The sequence below is a fragment of the Flavobacterium frigoritolerans genome (assembly GCF_025847275.1).
In the GTDB taxonomy this organism is placed as follows: domain Bacteria; phylum Bacteroidota; class Bacteroidia; order Flavobacteriales; family Flavobacteriaceae; genus Flavobacterium; species Flavobacterium frigoritolerans.
Genome location: NZ_JAOZEV010000003.1, coordinates 167,892 through 185,677, shown reverse-complemented (window position 1 = coordinate 185,677; position 17,786 = coordinate 167,892). Strand labels below are relative to the sequence as shown.

The 17,786-nt window shown below is 34.5% G+C and carries 8 protein-coding genes; 6 read left to right on the top strand and 2 right to left on the bottom strand.

The window, feature by feature from the left end; all coding sequences use genetic code 11:
* The first annotated feature begins 80 nt into the window (after positions 1-80).
* Positions 81-2,531, top strand: a complete 2,451-nt coding sequence (gene priA, locus OIU80_RS05440) for a replication restart helicase PriA (RefSeq protein WP_264286032.1) — start codon at positions 81-83, stop codon at positions 2,529-2,531.
* Positions 2,532-2,534: 3 nt separating this feature from the next.
* Here the strand turns inward: priA and OIU80_RS05435 are convergent, their stop codons facing one another.
* Positions 2,535-3,233 carry a LytR/AlgR family response regulator transcription factor gene (locus tag OIU80_RS05435; RefSeq protein WP_035628734.1) on the bottom strand — a complete coding sequence of 233 codons (699 nt, stop codon included), beginning with the start codon at positions 3,231-3,233 and terminating at the stop codon, positions 2,535-2,537.
* Between the two features lie 167 nt (positions 3,234-3,400).
* On the opposite strand from OIU80_RS05435, the gene rpsF reads away from it, so the two are divergent.
* The 4 genes from rpsF to OIU80_RS05415 all read left to right on the top strand — a co-directional run bounded on the left by rpsF (position 3,401) and on the right by OIU80_RS05415 (position 5,166).
* Complete coding sequence (gene rpsF / locus OIU80_RS05430; protein ID WP_035628733.1) at positions 3,401-3,742, top strand: 30S ribosomal protein S6; 342 nt, start codon at positions 3,401-3,403, stop codon at positions 3,740-3,742.
* Positions 3,743-3,747: 5 nt separating this feature from the next.
* Positions 3,748-4,044: a 30S ribosomal protein S18 gene (rpsR, locus tag OIU80_RS05425; protein WP_002987043.1), complete on the top strand. Its 297-nt coding sequence runs from the start codon at positions 3,748-3,750 to the stop codon at positions 4,042-4,044.
* A gap of 64 nt (positions 4,045-4,108) precedes the next feature.
* Positions 4,109-4,549: a 50S ribosomal protein L9 gene (gene rplI, locus OIU80_RS05420; protein ID WP_035628732.1), complete on the top strand. Its 441-nt coding sequence runs from the start codon at positions 4,109-4,111 to the stop codon at positions 4,547-4,549.
* A 143-nt stretch (positions 4,550-4,692) separates the two neighbouring features.
* The gene (locus OIU80_RS05415) at positions 4,693-5,166 is read left to right on the top strand and encodes a DUF6495 family protein (protein ID WP_195738076.1); all 474 of its coding nucleotides are present in this window, start codon (positions 4,693-4,695) and stop codon (positions 5,164-5,166) included.
* Positions 5,167-5,202: 36 nt separating this feature from the next.
* On the opposite strand, the gene OIU80_RS05410 is transcribed toward OIU80_RS05415, so the two are convergent.
* Positions 5,203-5,841: a LexA family transcriptional regulator gene (locus OIU80_RS05410; protein WP_264286031.1), complete on the bottom strand. Its 639-nt coding sequence runs from the start codon at positions 5,839-5,841 to the stop codon at positions 5,203-5,205.
* Between the two features lie 1,405 nt (positions 5,842-7,246).
* Here OIU80_RS05410 and OIU80_RS05405 point away from each other — a divergent pair.
* The gene (locus OIU80_RS05405; RefSeq protein WP_264286030.1) at positions 7,247-17,755 is read left to right on the top strand and encodes an Ig-like domain-containing protein; all 10,509 of its coding nucleotides are present in this window, start codon (positions 7,247-7,249) and stop codon (positions 17,753-17,755) included.
* The last annotated feature ends 31 nt before the right edge of the window (positions 17,756-17,786 follow it).

Below are 17,786 nucleotides of genomic sequence, written 5' to 3'. Positions count from 1 at the left end.
TAAGGTCTTACTAAAAAAAAAATATAACCAAAATAATACTATTTTGAATACTATTATTTTAAAACATACCAATATTTAAAATGCATTTTGTAGAAGTCATTTTACCACTTTCATTAGCCAAAACGTTTACGTATCGAATCTCCGAAGCTGAGTTTAATTTTATCCAAAAAGGAATGCGGGTTGCTGTGCCTTTTGGTAAAAGTAAAATGTACACAGCATTGGTGCTCGAAACGCATCAAAATGAACCAACTTTGTATGAAGCCAAAGAGATTCATCAAATTCTTGACGAAAGACCAATTGCTACCGAAATTCAAATAAAACATTGGCTTTGGATCGCATCCTATTATATGTGTGCTATTGGCGATGTATATCGAGGAGCATTTCCAAGTGGTTTATTATTAGAAAGTGAAACGGTGATTTCGCATAAGACAGGTATTTTTGTAGATCAAACTATTTTAACTGATGAAGAATATTTGGTTTATGAGGCATTGCAACATCAGAGTTCGCTTAAGGTTCAGGATATAGTTGCAATTTTAAATAAGAAAAATGTTTTCCCTATTCTTCAAAAATTAATAGATAAAGATATTGTTATTCTTGAACAGGAAATACAAGAAAGTTATAAGCCAAAGTTAGTTCGTTATGTTAAGTTACATAGCAAATACGATTCAAATCAAGGATTAAATGAGTTGTTGGAGGTACTTAAAAATGCAGCTAAACAAAAAGAAATTGTTTTGGCATATTTTCAGCTAAGTGCTGTAGAAAAGAAACCAATTACAGTTAAACAACTTGTAGAAGCTTCACAATCATCATCGGCAGTTGTAAAAGCGTTAATAGAAAAAGAGATTTTTGAAGAATATTTTTTACAGCATGATCGAATTAATTTTACAGGAAAAAGTACAGAAAAAGAACTGCAATTAAGTTCGGTTCAACAAACTGCTTTCGAAGAAATTAAAAATAGTTTTATTGAAAAAGAGGTTTGTTTGCTTCATGGAGTAACTTCTAGTGGTAAGACCGAAATTTACATTAAACTTATTGAAGAGTATTTAGCAACAGGAAGGCAAATTTTATATTTGTTGCCTGAAATTGCACTAACGACACAATTGGTTGCAAGATTACGAGTTCATTTTGGGAATAAAGTAGCTGTTTTTCATTCTAAATACAGCAATAATGAACGAGTTGAGGTTTGGAAACAGACTTTATCGAATGTGGAAAATGCTCAAATAATAATAGGAGCGAGGTCGGCTTTGTTTTTGCCATTTACGAATTTAGGTTTACTTATTGTTGATGAGGAACATGAACAGACTTTTAAACAAGTAGATCCAGCTCCACGCTATCATGCACGCGACGCGGCAATTGTACTAGCAAATTTTCATAAAGCCAAGGTGCTTTTGGGATCAGCAACACCAAGTTTAGAAACTTATTTTAATGCACAATCACAGAAATATGGATTGGTAACGGTTACTGAGCGCTATAATAATGTTCGGATGCCAGATATTGCATTGGTTGATTTAAAAGATAAGTATTTTAGAAAACGCATGACGGGGCATTTTAGTGATGTTTTAACTGAAGCAATTTCGGAAGCGATAACATTAGGCGAACAAGTTATATTGTTTCAAAACAGACGTGGATACTCGCCTATTATAGAGTGTATCACTTGTGGGCATGTGCCACAATGCCAGCAATGCGATGTAAGTCTTACTTTTCATAAACATAAAAATCAACTACGGTGCCATTATTGCGGATATAACATGGCTAAGCCAACAAATTGTCATAGTTGCTCTAGTGTTGATTTAACCACTAAAGGATTTGGTACAGAACAAATAGAGCAGGAGTTGCTTGCGCTTTTTCCAAATGCCAAAACAGGTAGAATGGATCAAGATACAACACGAGGCAAGTTTGGATTTGAGAAAATTATCGATAGTTTTAAAAATCGTGAGATTGATATTTTGGTTGGAACACAAATGCTTGCCAAAGGATTGGATTTTGATAATGTAAGTTTGGTAGGGATTATGAATGCTGATAATATGTTGTTTCATCCAGATTTTCGCGCCTTTGAGCGTAGTTTTCAAATGATGATGCAGGTTTCGGGGCGTGCAGGACGTTCAGAGAAACAAGGTAAAGTAGTGATTCAGACGTATAATCCTAATCATAACACAATACAGCAGGTTACTAATAATGACTATGCAGGAATGTACAAAGAGCAATTGTATGACAGACTGATTTATAGATATCCGCCTTATTTTAGGATAATTAAGTTAACGCTTAAACACCGTGATTTTGATAAATTAAAAGAAGGTTCGATGTGGCTGTATAATGTTTTGAGTCAGAACTTAAATATGCCAGTGTTGGGTCCGGAGGAACCTGCAATTAGCCGAATCAGGAATGAATATATTCGAACTATTTTAATTAAAATTCCGCAAGAGATACCATTGGGGAGCACAAAAAAAACTATTCAGAAAATACTGAATAGTTTTGAGGCTGTTGGGCAATACAGAGCAATAAAAGTGGTGATAAATGTAGACTTTTATTAGTGCTTAATGAGTTATTGATAGTGCACGAACTAAGTCTTCCTTCTTATTTCGACTTAATGGAATTTTTGTGATTCCGATTTCTGCAAATTTGCTATTAAAGCGTTCTACTTTGTCGATATTAATGATATACGATTTATGTACGCGAATAAATTTTTCTTTTGATAAATCATTTTCAAAAGATTTCATGGTCGAAAGGACTAGATTACTATCATCTTCGGTTACGACTCTTACGTAGTCGCCAAAAGCTTCAATCCACTTAATTTTTGCTGTGAAAATTTTAAGTTTTTTAAGATTGCTTTTAATGAAAATATGTTCGCCTTCATCTTCTTTTACATCTGTGCGTAATGCGTATAAATCTAGCGCTCTTTTAACAGAGGCGTTAAAGCGATCTATAGCTATTGGTTTTTGGAGATAGTCGGTAGCATCATAGTCAAAAGCCTTTAAAGCATATTCTGCCTTAGAGGTAATGAAGATTATTTGAGGTTTTGTTTTTAGACCATCTAAAAAATCAAAACCATTTATAACGGGCATTTCGATATCTAAAAATATCAAATCAATATTATTTAAAGAGATACAGCTTCGAGCTTCGATTGCATTTGAAAAATCTCCAATCAAGTGTAAATTCGGATGATTATTGACTAACTTTGAGATAATAGTTCTTTGGATAGAACTATCGTCTACTACAACACAATTTAGTTTCATAACATTTAAATTTAGGGAATGTAATAGTAAATATAAATTTATTTTTCTTTAAAAACTAGATTTTGGGCTTATTTTTTACCATACGTCGAATAAAAGCAAAAAAGTGTTGTATATATAAAATAAATGGTTACTTTTGCACCCAATTTTAACAAATAAATATTAGATTTATGAATCATTATGAAACTGTTTTCATTTTAAATCCCGTTTTATCTGAGGTTCAGGTGAAGGAAACAGTAACGAAATTTGAAGAATTTCTTACTAGTAGAGGAGCTGAAATGGTATCAAAAGAGGATTGGGGCCTAAAGAAAATGGCTTACGAAATCCAAAACAAAAAAAGTGGTTTTTATCACTTATTTGAGTTCAAAGTAGCAGGAGAAGTTCTAATTGCTTTTGAAACTGAATTTAGACGTGACGAGAGAGTTATGCGTTTCTTAACTGTAAGTTTAGATAAACACGCTATTTCTTGGGCTGAGAGAAGAAGAACAAAATTAAAATCTACAAAAGCTTAATTATTATGTCTACAATAGAGCAATCAGCAAAAGGAAAAAAAGACGGAGATATCAGATATTTAACGCCTTTAAACATAGAAACTAACAAAACTAAAAAGTATTGTCGTTTCAAAAAATCAGGAATCAAATACATCGATTATAAAGATGCAGATTTCTTATTGAAATTCGTTAATGAGCAAGGAAAAATTCTTCCTCGTCGTTTAACTGGAACTTCATTAAAATACCAAAGAAAAGTGTCTGTAGCAGTTAAGAGAGCTCGTCACTTAGCTTTAATGCCATACGTGGCCGATTTATTAAAATAATATTAAACTAAAGTTGTTGGTTTCCGTTAAACGAACCTAACTTCTCAAATATAAGGACAACAACATGGAACTTATTTTAAAACAAGACGTACAGAATCTAGGATTTAAAGATGACGTAGTATCTGTAAAAGCTGGTTACGGTCGTAACTTTTTAATTCCTCAAGGTTTTGCTACTTTAGCAACTCCTTCTGCAAAAAAAGTATTGGCTGAAAACCTAAAACAAAGAGCACATAAAGAGGCTAAAATTGTTGATGACGCTAAGAAAATAGCTGAAGCATTGAAAGCACTTGAAATTAAAATTTTCGCAAAAGCTGGTGGAGAGAAACTTTTTGGTTCTATCACTAACATAGATATTGCTGAAGCTTTGGAAAAAGCTGGTAACTCTATCGAAAGAAAATTTATTACTAGCGGTATCGTAAAACGTACTGGTAAATATGCTGCAAGCATTAGATTACACAGAGATGTTGTAGTTGAATTACCATACGAAATTGTTGCTGAAAAGTAATAGTTTTAATTTATAATATGAAATCCCGATGTAAATCGGGATTTTTTTGTTTAAAAGAAATAATAATTAATTAGACTTAAAGTTATTTGCACAAAGCATCTTGCTTAAAGCTTATAGCGTAAGGCATAAAGCCTAAAAAAAAAATGAAATACGCAAGATTAACAAAAGAACAATTTGATGAATTAAACGCTGAATTTGCAAGCTTTTTAGGAACGCAAGCAATAGACAAGGCTGAATGGGATTCGATCAAAATAAACAAGCCTGAGGTGGCTGAACAAGAGCTAGATGTGTTTTCTGATTTAATTTGGGAAGGTGTTCTTTCCAGAGCTGAATTTCTAGAGCACTTTTCTAAAAATCATATCTTTCTGTTTCAATGTTTTGATACACATGTTCAGTCGATAGTTTTGAAATCATTAGTTCCTGAAACTGATTTCTTGACAAAAGAAGGTTTGCAATGGCTTAGTGATAATATGTTTACTGAAACTATTGAAATGAAAGTTGGTAAAAAAGTTTTTACTGATGACCGTAATACTTCTATTTTTGAATTGATTCAACAAGGTGCATTTTTGAGCGATGGGCAATTATTTAAACAAATAAATACGATTATTGAGTCGTAATTTGTTCGTTTGCTTTATTGAATAAATAGGACTGATTTATATTCTAATTAGTATATTTTTTACGGTCCATATTTCTTTGATATCTTCAGAATCAATAGTTGTATTTCTGAAGAAAGCATTATCATTGCTTAAAGTAAAATTATTTTCTAGAGGACTATCATTAATTACTCTATTAATAATTAGTCCTTTAGTTTTACTTATTATTACTACAATAGCATTCTCTTCAATAGACTTTATATCTGTAATTTCACAAACTACAAATGAATTTGCATTTATAGTTGGCTTCATGTTGTTGCTAACTATTTCAAATGCTCTGGAAATTTTGCTTTGAATAAAAGGAAAATGGTATTGGGGTAAACTGTTTAATAAATCTTCATTTCCAAGACAATATTCAAACTGAATCTCTCTTTTTATTAAAGGGGTATTGTTAAGGGTTATATTATCTGTTTTTTCGCTGTAGGTTTTTTCTGAAAGTATTTTATTTAGGTCAATTTCGTAAAGATTGCAAATTGAGATTATTGCACTATAATCTAATGTATCTCTTTTTTTCCATGTAGAGATAGTATTTGGTTTGATATCCAATAGTTTAGATAGCTCTATGTCGGTGTTTATTTGTAAAGCCTTTTTTAACCTTTTTAAGATTAAATTCGCATTTAGTGATTTTTTAGCTTGCATATTCAAAAAAAGATTTTTACATTTATGAAATATTAATCATTGAACGATTGTTAATTAATCTTTAATACTATCAATTAAATAGTTGAAAAAGGCTAATTACTTTAAATTTTAAGTTAATATCTTAAAATTTAAATTCATTGCTCAAATCACATAACGCCGAAACTCAGATATAATTCTGATTAAGTATAGATAGGTTATTTTATATAGAATCAGGGTATTCTAATATCAAATGTGGAGCAATATATAAAAAAAAATGATTATTTATTATTATTCTAATTTGTTTTTCTGTCATAAAATAATATAATACCACATAGTAGCATGAAGACTTTTAAAATGGGTCTTTAAATAAAAAAATTTTTGTACGTTTTTGTCAATTATTATTTAATATGGATGCTTATGGAATATATAATTACTTTTTTCAGAAGAAATAGATTCTTCCCTTATTTATTTCTTGTTTCATTATCGTTCAATCAAAAAATTAATGTTATATCATTTTTTGCTTCCACAAGCAAGAAAGATCTTTCCCTGTTTGATAATTTTATAAATCAACTGACTCTTCTTGTTTTTAAGATAAATAATCAGTTTGGTCAATGTAGCAATAATTATCGATGCTATTTATTCTATAACAATACATAATAGTATTATTAATTGAGTCTTTAATCCCCCTAAAGCACATTTCGACTGCTCAAGTATTGGTTATCAAATCTATTTTTGATTGAATTTATAATAGATTTTAATTTTCACATTTCTGTAGGATTTATTTCTTATAATTATTTGTGTGGATTTATTCTTAATACTTAAAATCGTCGAATTAAATTTTCTAGTTTTTATTTTATGGATGTATATAAATACATCACATACAGGTTTTTATTGCCTTATGCTAACTAAAATAATGAAAGTAGAATTCCAAATAAATACATTAATCTCCTAAAAAATATTTTTATGAAATTAAAACCTACTTTAAACGACTATTGCAAGCAACTTTCTTTTTTTAAGATCTATTTGACTTTTGTTTTTTGTCGAATTAGGGAATCTTATACTTCTTCGCGAATTGAGTTTGCAACAAATTCGGAGTAATTTTTATAGACTTTAAAATTAATTTATTTTCAGAGCATTAGAATGTTTATCTGATGGTTTGTTAGTACAGCTATATTTAATAATCTCTTTTTTTTAGCTATGAGATTATGGACGATATCGCTTATTTACCATAATTGGAATTTATTTATCACTTTATTAATCTCTCAGGAATATGAAAACATTTTTCTTAACAATAAAAAAGGGGGCATTTCTGCAAAATTATTTGTGGTTGTTTTTGATATTAATTCCCTTTTCGAGCTCATTCTCACAAAATTTTTGCAGACCTGACTCACAGACTAATAGTGTAGGTGGGCTATTATGTGTAGGTATGAGTGTAACTACCCCAGATGATGCATTTGATGGAAACATGTCTACTTTTGCTTCTATATCAAATGTTTTAGGTTTAGCTTGTTTTGCGCAGGAGACCTTACATTTTAACCAAACGGCTAAAGCGGGTGACCAAATTGTCGTTTATTTTAATACTGGAAATGGAGTTTTGGACGCTGAGGTACTATCAAATGGAACTATTCAGGCAAAAAATGGAGTGGCTAATGTTGGGCCAGAAGTAGCGTTAAGCAACGGAATATTAAATCTCCAAATCTTAGATCCAGTAAACAACATAGGCGTTATAAAATATACATTACCTGGAGATGCAAATAGTGTACAAATTCAGAGTGGAGGACTTTTAAATGCATTTTTAAGTTTAAGAATATACGAGGTACGTTTGCAATTTGCTAAGCCTACAATTGTTGGAGGAAATACACAAGCAGTATGTTCTGGACAATCGATATCACTTACTGCTACTGCTGCGGCTGGTACTACACTTGCTTGGTACGATTCTCCTACATCGACTACAGCACTTTCTAATACGAATACTTTTACAACACCTGCTTTAACAGTTGCAAAAACTTATTATGTAAGTAGTTCAAGAAACGCAGGTTGCGAGAGCGATGAACGAGTTCCTGTAACTATAAATATTACAAACCCAGTATTACCGACTATAGATACTAGTGGCACTGTAATTTGTTCTACAGGGCCAACGCGGTCGACTACTTTATCGGTAATAAACCCAATACCAGGGACAATTTATTCTTGGTATAGTTCGGTAGGTGCTTTCATAGCTTCTGGTAATACCTTGACTAGGACAGTACCTATTGGAGTTTCTAACTTTTTTGTAGAAGCAGCTATTGGAGCCTGTAAAACACCTACAAGAACTCCTGTTAGTGTTACTTCGAATCCGGTTCCTGCAGATCCAATAGTATTAACACAAAGTGTATCGATACTATCTGGTCAAAATGCAACTTTAAGTGCCTCATCAACGGATCCAAGTGTTACTTTTGATTGGTATGATGCAGCTACGGGAGGAACTAAGTTATTCACAAACTCTCCTACATATACTACTCCTATATTAACTGCAAATAAAACCTATTATGTTGAGGCTGTTAGTGCAGCAGGAGGATGTGTAAGTGCAACTAGAGTTGCGATAAATGTTACTGTTTTAGCTAATCCATTAGGAGGTTGTTTGGATGCCAATAGTCAACAAACGAACCAAAATGGACTTTGTTTGTTATGTTCTTCAAGTAACCCTAACAATTCGGTTGATGGTAGTAGTAGCACTGCTGCCAGATTATCTGTACCTGTTGGTTTGATTAATGGTTGGATTCAGCAAACGTTACAATTTAATAATCCAGGTCAAGCTGGAGATGTTATTACGGTTGATTTAGAAATTCCAACCGGACTTTTAGACATAAGCGCCTTAAGTTATATTTCATTAGCGACTTATAACGGTGCTACTTATAATAATGACCGAATAGCTGTAAACAGTTCTCTTTTAAATATCCAATTATTAACAGGCAATCGTTTTAAAGCAAGTCTTACAGCAGGTTCTGCTTTTGATCGTGTTGAGATTAGACTAGGAGGTTTAGCTACTTTATTAACTAGTCTTGACATTTATGGTGCTTCGTATAAATTTAAAGCAAGAACTATAACTGGAAATACGACAATTTGTAACGGACAAGGGACAACCTTAACCTCTAGTGCATCTTTAGATGAAACAATTAAATGGTATGATGCTTTAACTGGAGGTACTCTATTAAGTAGTACTACTGCTTACACTACACCAGTTCTAACAGCAAATACTACTTATTATATTGAAGTTACTCGTAATGGTTGTGTAAATAGCGAGAGATTTCCTGTTGTTGTAACAGTAAATAATCCTGTTGCTCCAACAACGGTGGTAGCTAGCCCTGTAAATATATGTAGTGGACAAACTGCAACATTAACGGTTCAATCTCCAGTTGCGGGTACAGATTATAAGTGGTACAGCACAGCTTCTGGCGGGACTTCGTTATTTACAGGCACTTCATTTACAACACCAAGTTTAACAGCGACTACTAGTTATCATGTAGAGGCTGCGATTGGAAGTTGTTTGAGTGCAACCCGTACGCAAGTTACAGTTAATGTTAACCCTCGACCAGCAGTGCCAACTGTAGCATTATCTAATGTTTTTATCCAAGGTGGTCAAAGTGTTACTCTGGAGGTTTCAAATCCTGTGGGTGGCATAGATTATGATTGGTATGATGCTCCTACGAATGGAAATCTACTAGCGTCTGCTACAACTTCATACACGCCATCACCATCTTTAACAGTAAATAAAAGCTTTTATATAACTGCTAAAAGTACAGCAACAGGTTGTATAAGTGATACAAGAGCTGTTATTAATGTAATTATAAGTAATTCTATTAATTCTTGTTTATTGGCTAATTCACAAGTAACTTCCAGAGGGGGAACAACGAATTGTTTATTATGTGGCTCATCAAATGATGGTGATTCTGTTGATGGTAATAATTCAACTGCAGCTCATCTTTCAATACCTGTTGGTTTGCTAGGTGATTATATGCAACAAGTATTAAGCTTTCCTACTGTAGGTCAGGCTGGAGATATTATAGATGTTGAACTAGGGATTCCTGTTGGGCTTCTTGACATAAGTGCTCTTTCTAATATTAGTTTGCAAAGTTTTAATTCAGGTTTACCTAATTCTGATCAATCTAATATTAGCTCTCTTTTAAATGTTCAGATCTTAGGAGGAAATCGTTTTAGAGCGAGTTTCGTAGCAGCTGGAGCATTTACAAGTGTTCAGATTAAGTTAGAAGGATTAGCGACTTTATTAGCAGGGGTAGATATTTATGAAGCTTCTTATAGATATCCAAATGCTACAATAAATGGAGCAGCAACTCCAATTTGTGAAGGACAATCTACTACATTAACGGCTACGGCTACAGGTACACAAACATTTTCTTGGTATGATGTACCAACTGGAGGTACTGCTTTAGCAACTAATACGAATACTTATGCAACAGGAGCATTAACAGGAACTAAAATATTTTATTTAGAAGCCAGTCGTGGAGTTACACCGTGTCTGAATACTAATCGTCAGGCTATTACAGTAACAGTGTTGCCATTACCTACAGATGCTGATATTGCAATAACAACTCCTTTAACTGCTTCTTGTGCAGGAGTTGCTGTATTGACTCCAACAGCTACATTAGCGGGAGCAACATTTAAATATTATATAGATCAAAATAAAAGTTTAGAAATAGTGTCAGGAACAGTAGCGGGAGTAACGTACTTAAAAGATGCTACAACGGGAGCGTTAACGATTAGCGGACTTATTGCTTCTAACTCTCCTTATAAATATTATATTTCAGTACTTAATGGAGGTACTTGCGAAAATGTAAACGGAACTTTAAAAGAAGTTGTAGTAAATTATCCTGTAGGTTCAGCTTTAACAGTTACAGCAACTCTAGCTGGTTGTGCCAAAGTGAATTTAAAAGATGCTATCACAAATTTTGATACATCAGGAAATACAACATATACTTTCTATGATTTTTTAAATGCGCCGATTACAGATCAAGCGGCGACTAATATCACTATAGGTGGTGATTACTGGATTCAAGCCCAAACAGCTGGCGTTGATTGTCCATCTGTGAAAGAAAAAGTAACAGTTACAATTAATCCATTACCAACTTTAACAGTAACAACAAATTCTCAAGTTGTTAATAAAGGAGATTCAGTAGCATTAGTTGCAACGTCTAATGGAACTATAACTTGGTATGATCCAGCAGGAAATCCTATACCATCAAATAATACAGGCGCGCTAAATACTGTTGGTGTTTTTACTTATACAGTAATTGCGAGTAACGGAACTTGTACAGCTACTCAGACTATTACAATTACTGTTATAGATCCTGCTAGTTGTGATCCGTTATTAGAAAGAGAATATGCTACGACACAACAATGGTCAACTATTATTACCGGAGGTGTTACAAATGCAGCTAATGGTGCAGATGGTAACCCTAAAACATATTCAACAATAACAACTGGCATAGGACTTTTGGGTATTGGAACTACATGGCAAAATTTACAATGGCCTACAACTATTGCAAAAGGAACTCCAGTTACAGTTAAGTTAGGTGCGGAGTATAGCGGGGTAGCATTAGGACAAGGCGTTACAGTGATAGGAACTAAACGTGATGGTCTAGGGAACCCAATTGATATTGGAACTTTACAATCGGTATCTGGATCATTATTGAATTTATTATCTGGTCAAAACTCATTTGAATATACATTTGTTCCATCAGATATTTCAGGGCCTAAAGCTTATGACGGTATTCGTGTACAAATGGGATCAATCTTAGGTATAGCACAAAATATTAATGTGTATGATGCTTATTATGATAAAACTGTTACTCAGATAACTTGTGGACAAGGAGATATCGAAGATGTTTTCTTTGGTGTAAAAGAAATAGGTGTTGGAGCATTGACAGCTACTGTTGGAGTTTCGAATGCATGGAACATAGCTGATAATGATGTAGCAACTTATGCTACAATGTTTAGTGGAGTAGGGGTTCTTGCTGCAGCACAGCTTACAGCAACTTTTAGAACGCCATCTATGGTTGGAGATAGTCTTAGAATAATAATTTCTAAACCAGGAACAGTCTTAAATCTTAATTTACTTACTGGATTTAATATCCAGCTTTATTTAGGAAATACTGCTGTTGGAGCTCCTATCCTAAACAATAGTAGTTTATTGACTTTAAAATTACTTTCGGGAGATACAATGGCAATGACAATTTTAGCTCCTCAAACTCAACCATATGATAGAGTTACAATATCTTTTGGAGGTGTTGTAAGTGTATTAGATCAACTTAGAGTTCATAATATCGATCGTGTAACAAATACCAAAGTCATTGGAGGAGATGATGATAATAACGTCACGGTCTGCCCCGGTAGCACTATAACATTACAAGTACCTCCGGCAAATTGTTCAACCTATAAATGGTATGATTCACCAACAGGAGGAAATTTCCTCGCCGATGGACAAACATATACAATTCCAGCTACATTGGCTGCTGGTACATATAAATATTATATTCAGCCAATTCGTTACGGTTGTCCAGCTCTAGCAAGAGGTGTAGTAACTGTAATCGTTAGACCAACAACTCCTGTAAACATAATAGAAGATGTGAAAATTAATGGTGGAACTGAAACTATCATTTGTGCCGGAGATGGTAAAGTTAAGTTAGAGGCAGTTTTAGCTGCTACTCCAGTACTTACTAGTGTGGTATATCACTGGTATAGTTTTGATGGAACAAATAGTAATTTAATTGTAGGAGAAACAGCTTCAGTATTAAATCTAACTGGATTAACAGCTGGAACTTATACCTATTATTTAGGAGTTAGTTCAGATCAATATTGTGAGACTGCCCCTGGAGATAGAAAACAAATTACATTTACAATTTTACCAAATTCTCTTGTAACCGATATTACAGTAAATAATGATTCTGTTTGTCATAACACAGATGCTGTATTTACACCAGAGAGTACTTTAACAAATCCTAAATTCTTTTGGTATTTTGACGCTAATAAAACACAGCCTATTCCAAATGGACCAGGACCTGTTATTATTGCAGGTGTAACTTATACAACTAGCAGTCTAGGAGTTTTAACAGTTTCGGGATTAACAGCACTTATGAGTCCTGTTACTTACTATGTTGCAGTATCAAGTGATAATACATGTGAGAATAAAGAAGGAGAATTGAAAGCGGCTACAGTAACAATAAGCAGTCCAGCAACTCCAACAACCAATGACGATACTCAGGATTTCTGCTTGGCCAATAATCCAACAGTTGCGAGTCTTCAGGTTAATGAACCAAACGTTGTTTGGTACGATTCTCTTATAAGTACAACTCCATTGTTGGCAAGTACTCCATTGACAAGTCAAGCGTATTACGGTGCTATTTCTATTCCTATAAAAACAAATCCAATAGAAGTATATTGTGAAAGTGCAGTTAGACTAGTTGTAACGGTAACAATAACTGATCCAGCTAAACCAACAACTAACGATGATACTCAAGATTTCTGTTTGGCAAATAACCCAACAGTGGCAAATCTTCAGGTAAACGAAACAGGAGTTGTTTGGTACAGTTCACTAGTGAGTGTAACACCATTAGATCCAACGACAGTTTTAGCCAATGGAGAATATTATGGAGCAATCCTAGATCCAGTAACAGGTTGTGTAAGTTCCGTAAGATTATTGGTAACGGTAACGGTAACAGATCCAGCTAAACCAACAACCAATGATGATACTCAAGATTTCTGTTTGGCAAATAACCCAACAGTGGCAAATCTTCAGGTAAATGAAACAGGAGTTGTTTGGTACAGTTCATTAGTAAGTGTAACACCATTAGATCCAACGACAGCTTTAGCAAACGGTACATATTACGGAGCAATCCTAGATCCAGTAACAGGTTGTGTAAGTTCCGTAAGATTATTGGTAACGGTAACAGTAACAGATCCAGCTAAACCAACAACTAACGATGATACCCAAGATTTCTGTTTGGCAAATAACCCAATAGTTGCTAATCTTCAGGTAAACGAAACAGGAGTGGTTTGGTACAGTTCACTAGTAAGTGTAACGCCATTAGATCCAACGACAGCTTTAGCAAACGGTACGTATTACGGAGCAATCCTAGATCCAGTAACAGGTTGTGTAAGTTCAGTAAGATTATTGGTAACGGTAACGGTAACAGATCCAGCTAAACCAACAACCAATGATGATACTCAAGATTTCTGTTTGGCAAATAACCCAACAGTTGCTAATCTTCAGGTAAATGAAACAGGAGTTGTTTGGTACAGTTCACTAGTAAGTGTAACACCATTAGATCCAACGACAGCTTTAGCAAACGGTACGTATTACGGAGCAATCCTAGATCCAGTAACAGGTTGTGTAAGTTCAGTAAGATTATTGGTAACGGTAACAGTAACTGACCCAGCTAAACCAACAACTAACGATGATACTCAAGATTTCTGTTTGGCAAATAACCCAACAGTTGCTAATCTTCAGGTAAACGAAACAGGCGTTGTTTGGTACAGTTCACTAGTAAGTGTAACACCATTAGATCCAACAACAGCTTTAGCAAACGGTACGTATTACGGAGCAATCCTAAATCCGGTAACTGGTTGTGCAAGTTCAGTAAGATTATTGGTAACGGTAACGGTAACTGATCCAGCTAAACCAACAACTAATGACGATACTCAAGATTTCTGTTTGGCAAATAACCCAACAGTTGCAAATCTTCAGGTAAACGAAACAGGAGTTGTTTGGTACAGTTCATTAGTAAGTGTAACACCATTAGATCCAACAACAGCTTTAGCGAACGGTACGTATTACGGAGCAATCCTAGATCCAGTAACTGGTTGTGCAAGTTCCGTAAGATTATTGGTAACGGTAACAGTAACTGATCCAGCTAAACCAACAACTAACGATGATACTCAAGATTTCTGTTTGGCAAATAACCCAACAGTTGCTAATCTTCAGGTAAACGAAACAGGCGTTGTTTGGTACAGTTCACTAGTAAGTGTAACGCCATTAGATCCAACAACAGCTTTAGCAAACGGTACGTATTATGGAGCAATCCTAGATCCAGTAACTGGTTGTATAAGTTCAGTAAGATTATTGGTAACGGTAACAGTAACTGATCCAGCTAAACCAACAACTAACGATGATACTCAAGATTTCTGTTTGGCAAATAACCCAACAGTTGCCAATCTTCAGGTAAACGAAACAGGAGTTGTTTGGTACAGTTCACTAGTGAGTGTAACGCCATTAGATCCAACGACAGCTTTAGCAAACGGTACGTATTACGGAGCAATCCTAGATCCAGTAACAGGTTGTGTAAGTTCCGTAAGATTATTGGTAACTGTAACTGTAACTGATCCAGCTAAACCAACAACTAATGATGATACTCAAGATTTCTGTTTGGCAAATAACCCAACAGTTGCCAATCTTCAGGTAAACGAAACAGGAGTTGTTTGGTACAGTTCACTAGTGAGTGTAACGCCATTAGATCCAACAACAGCTTTAGCCAACGGTACGTATTACGGAGCAATCCTAGATCCGGTAACAGGTTGTGTAAGTTCAGTAAGATTATTGGTAACGGTAACAATAACAGATCCAGCTAAACCTACAACTAACGATGATACCCAAGATTTCTGTTTGGCAAATAACCCAACAGTTGCCAATCTTCAGGTAAACGAAACAGGCGTAGTTTGGTACAGTTCATTAGTAAGTGTAACACCATTAGATCCAACGACAGCTTTAGCCAACGGTACGTATTACGGAGCAATCCTAGATCCAGTAACAGGTTGTGTAAGTTCAGTAAGATTATTGGTAACGGTAACAATAACTGATCCAGCTAAACCAACAACTAACGATGATACTCAAGATTTCTGTTTGGCAAATAACCCAACAGTTGCCAATCTTCAGGTAAACGAAACAGGAGTTGTTTGGTACAGTTCACTAGTAAGTGTAACACCATTAGATCCAACAACAGCTTTAGCCAACGGTACGTATTACGGAGCAATCCTAGATCCAGTAACAGGTTGTGTAAGTTCAGTAAGATTATTGGTAACGGTAACGGTAACTGATCCAGCTAAACCAACAACTAACGATGATACTCAAGATTTCTGTTTGGCAAATAACCCAACAGTTGCCAATCTTCAGGTAAACGAAACAGGAGTTGTTTGGTACAGTTCACTAGTAAGTGTAACACCATTAGATCCAACAACAGCTTTAGCCAACGGTACGTATTACGGAGCAATCCTAGATCCAGTAACAGGTTGTGTAAGTTCAGTAAGATTATTGGTAACGGTAACGGTAACTGATCCAGCTAAACCAACAACTAACGATGATACTCAAGATTTCTGTTTGGCAAATAACCCAACAGTTGCCAATCTTCAGGTAAACGAAACAGGAGTTGTTTGGTACAGTTCATTAGTAAGTGTAACACCATTAGATCCAACGACAGCTTTAGCCAATGGTAGGTATTACGGAGCAATCCTAAATCCGGTAACTGGTTGTGCAAGTTCAGTAAGATTATTGGTAACGGTAACGGTAACTGACCCAGCTAAACCAACAACCAATGATGATACTCAAGATTTCTGTTTGGTAAATGACTCTAAAGTGTCAGATCTTCAGGTAAATGAAACAGGCGTTGTTTGGTACACTTCTCCTACTGGAGGAACCGCATTGGCACCAGAGACATTATTAACAAATGGAAGATATTATGGAGCGATACTAGACCCAATAACAGGTTGTGAAAGTAAAGATAGATTATTGGTAAGTGTAACAGTTAATGATGGACCAAAACCAACAACTACAAGAGCTACGCAAGACTTCTGTTTAACAGCTCTTCCAAGAGTTTCTGATTTACAAGTAAATGAAATAGGTATTGTTTGGTATAATGTTGAAACAGGCGGAACACCATTAGCAACAGGAACATTATTGGTAGCGGGAACCTATTATGCATCTTTAAAAGATCCAATTACAGGTTGTGAAAGTAAATTACGATTGGCAATACCAGTCACTTTCACAGGAAATGCTACAGCTACAATAACAGAAAGTAAAGTAGCGCCATGTGTTTTTGATGAAATTACGTATACAACTTTAAGCGGAATGTCTAACTATAATTGGACAATCACAGGAGGAGGAGCCGTAACAAGTGGAGGAACTGCTACAGATAATTTTGTAACTGTTACCTGGCCAGCAATAGGACCAGCAAGTGTAAATGTTTCCTATACTAATCTATGTAATGAGACAAATAGTAAATTACTAACTCTTGCTGTTGCAACTTGTTCAGATATAACAATGAGCAAAACGGTAGATAATCCAACTCCTAACATTAATGATAAAGTAACTTTTACAATAACAGTAAATAATGTAGGATCAGGAAACTTTATAGATACAATAGTTAGCGAAATTTTGCCAACAGGATATGACTTTATAAGCGCACAAACTACTACTGGAACCTATAGTAATATAACTGGAGCATGGAATATTCCAGTACTAAATGCTAATGAAAGCGCAGTACTTACTGTAGTGGTTCAAGTATTACCTACAGGAAATTATTTAAATGTAGCTTCGATTGTAGTTTCAAATCCAATAGATTCGGATACAACCAATAATCATGGAGAAGCTTCAGTAAGCCCTGTATGTTTAGTAGTTTATAATGAATTTACTCCTAACAATGATGGTGCAAATGACGTTTTCAAAATAGATTGTCTTGAAAATTATCCAAATAATAGTTTGAATGTTTATAACAGATACGGAGCGTTAGTTTATAAACAAAATCATTATAATAATGATTGGGATGGAATAGCAAATGTATCAGGTGCAATTAATAAAGGAGATAAATTACCAGCGGGTACATATTATTATGTTCTAGACATTGGTGCAGATGGAATAGTTAAAACAGGTTGGTTATCTATTATTAGATAACCTCCTGTAACCATAAATCATCAAATTAAAT

Excerpts from the sequence above, each read along its gene's own strand:
- OIU80_RS05410 (WP_264286031.1), bottom strand. The coding sequence starts at position 5,841 with ATGCAAGCTAAAAAATCACTAAATGCGAATTTAATCTTAAAAAGGTTA.
- rpsF (WP_035628733.1), top strand. The coding sequence starts at position 3,401 with ATGAATCATTATGAAACTGTTTTCATTTTAAATCCCGTTTTATCTGAG.
- OIU80_RS05405 (WP_264286030.1), top strand. The coding sequence starts at position 7,247 with ATGAGTGTAACTACCCCAGATGATGCATTTGATGGAAACATGTCTACT.
- rplI (WP_035628732.1), top strand. The coding sequence starts at position 4,109 with ATGGAACTTATTTTAAAACAAGACGTACAGAATCTAGGATTTAAAGAT.
- OIU80_RS05435 (WP_035628734.1), bottom strand. The coding sequence starts at position 3,233 with ATGAAACTAAATTGTGTTGTAGTAGACGATAGTTCTATCCAAAGAACT.
- priA (WP_264286032.1), top strand. The coding sequence starts at position 81 with ATGCATTTTGTAGAAGTCATTTTACCACTTTCATTAGCCAAAACGTTT.
- rpsR (WP_002987043.1), top strand. The coding sequence starts at position 3,748 with ATGTCTACAATAGAGCAATCAGCAAAAGGAAAAAAAGACGGAGATATC.
- OIU80_RS05415 (WP_195738076.1), top strand. The coding sequence starts at position 4,693 with ATGAAATACGCAAGATTAACAAAAGAACAATTTGATGAATTAAACGCT.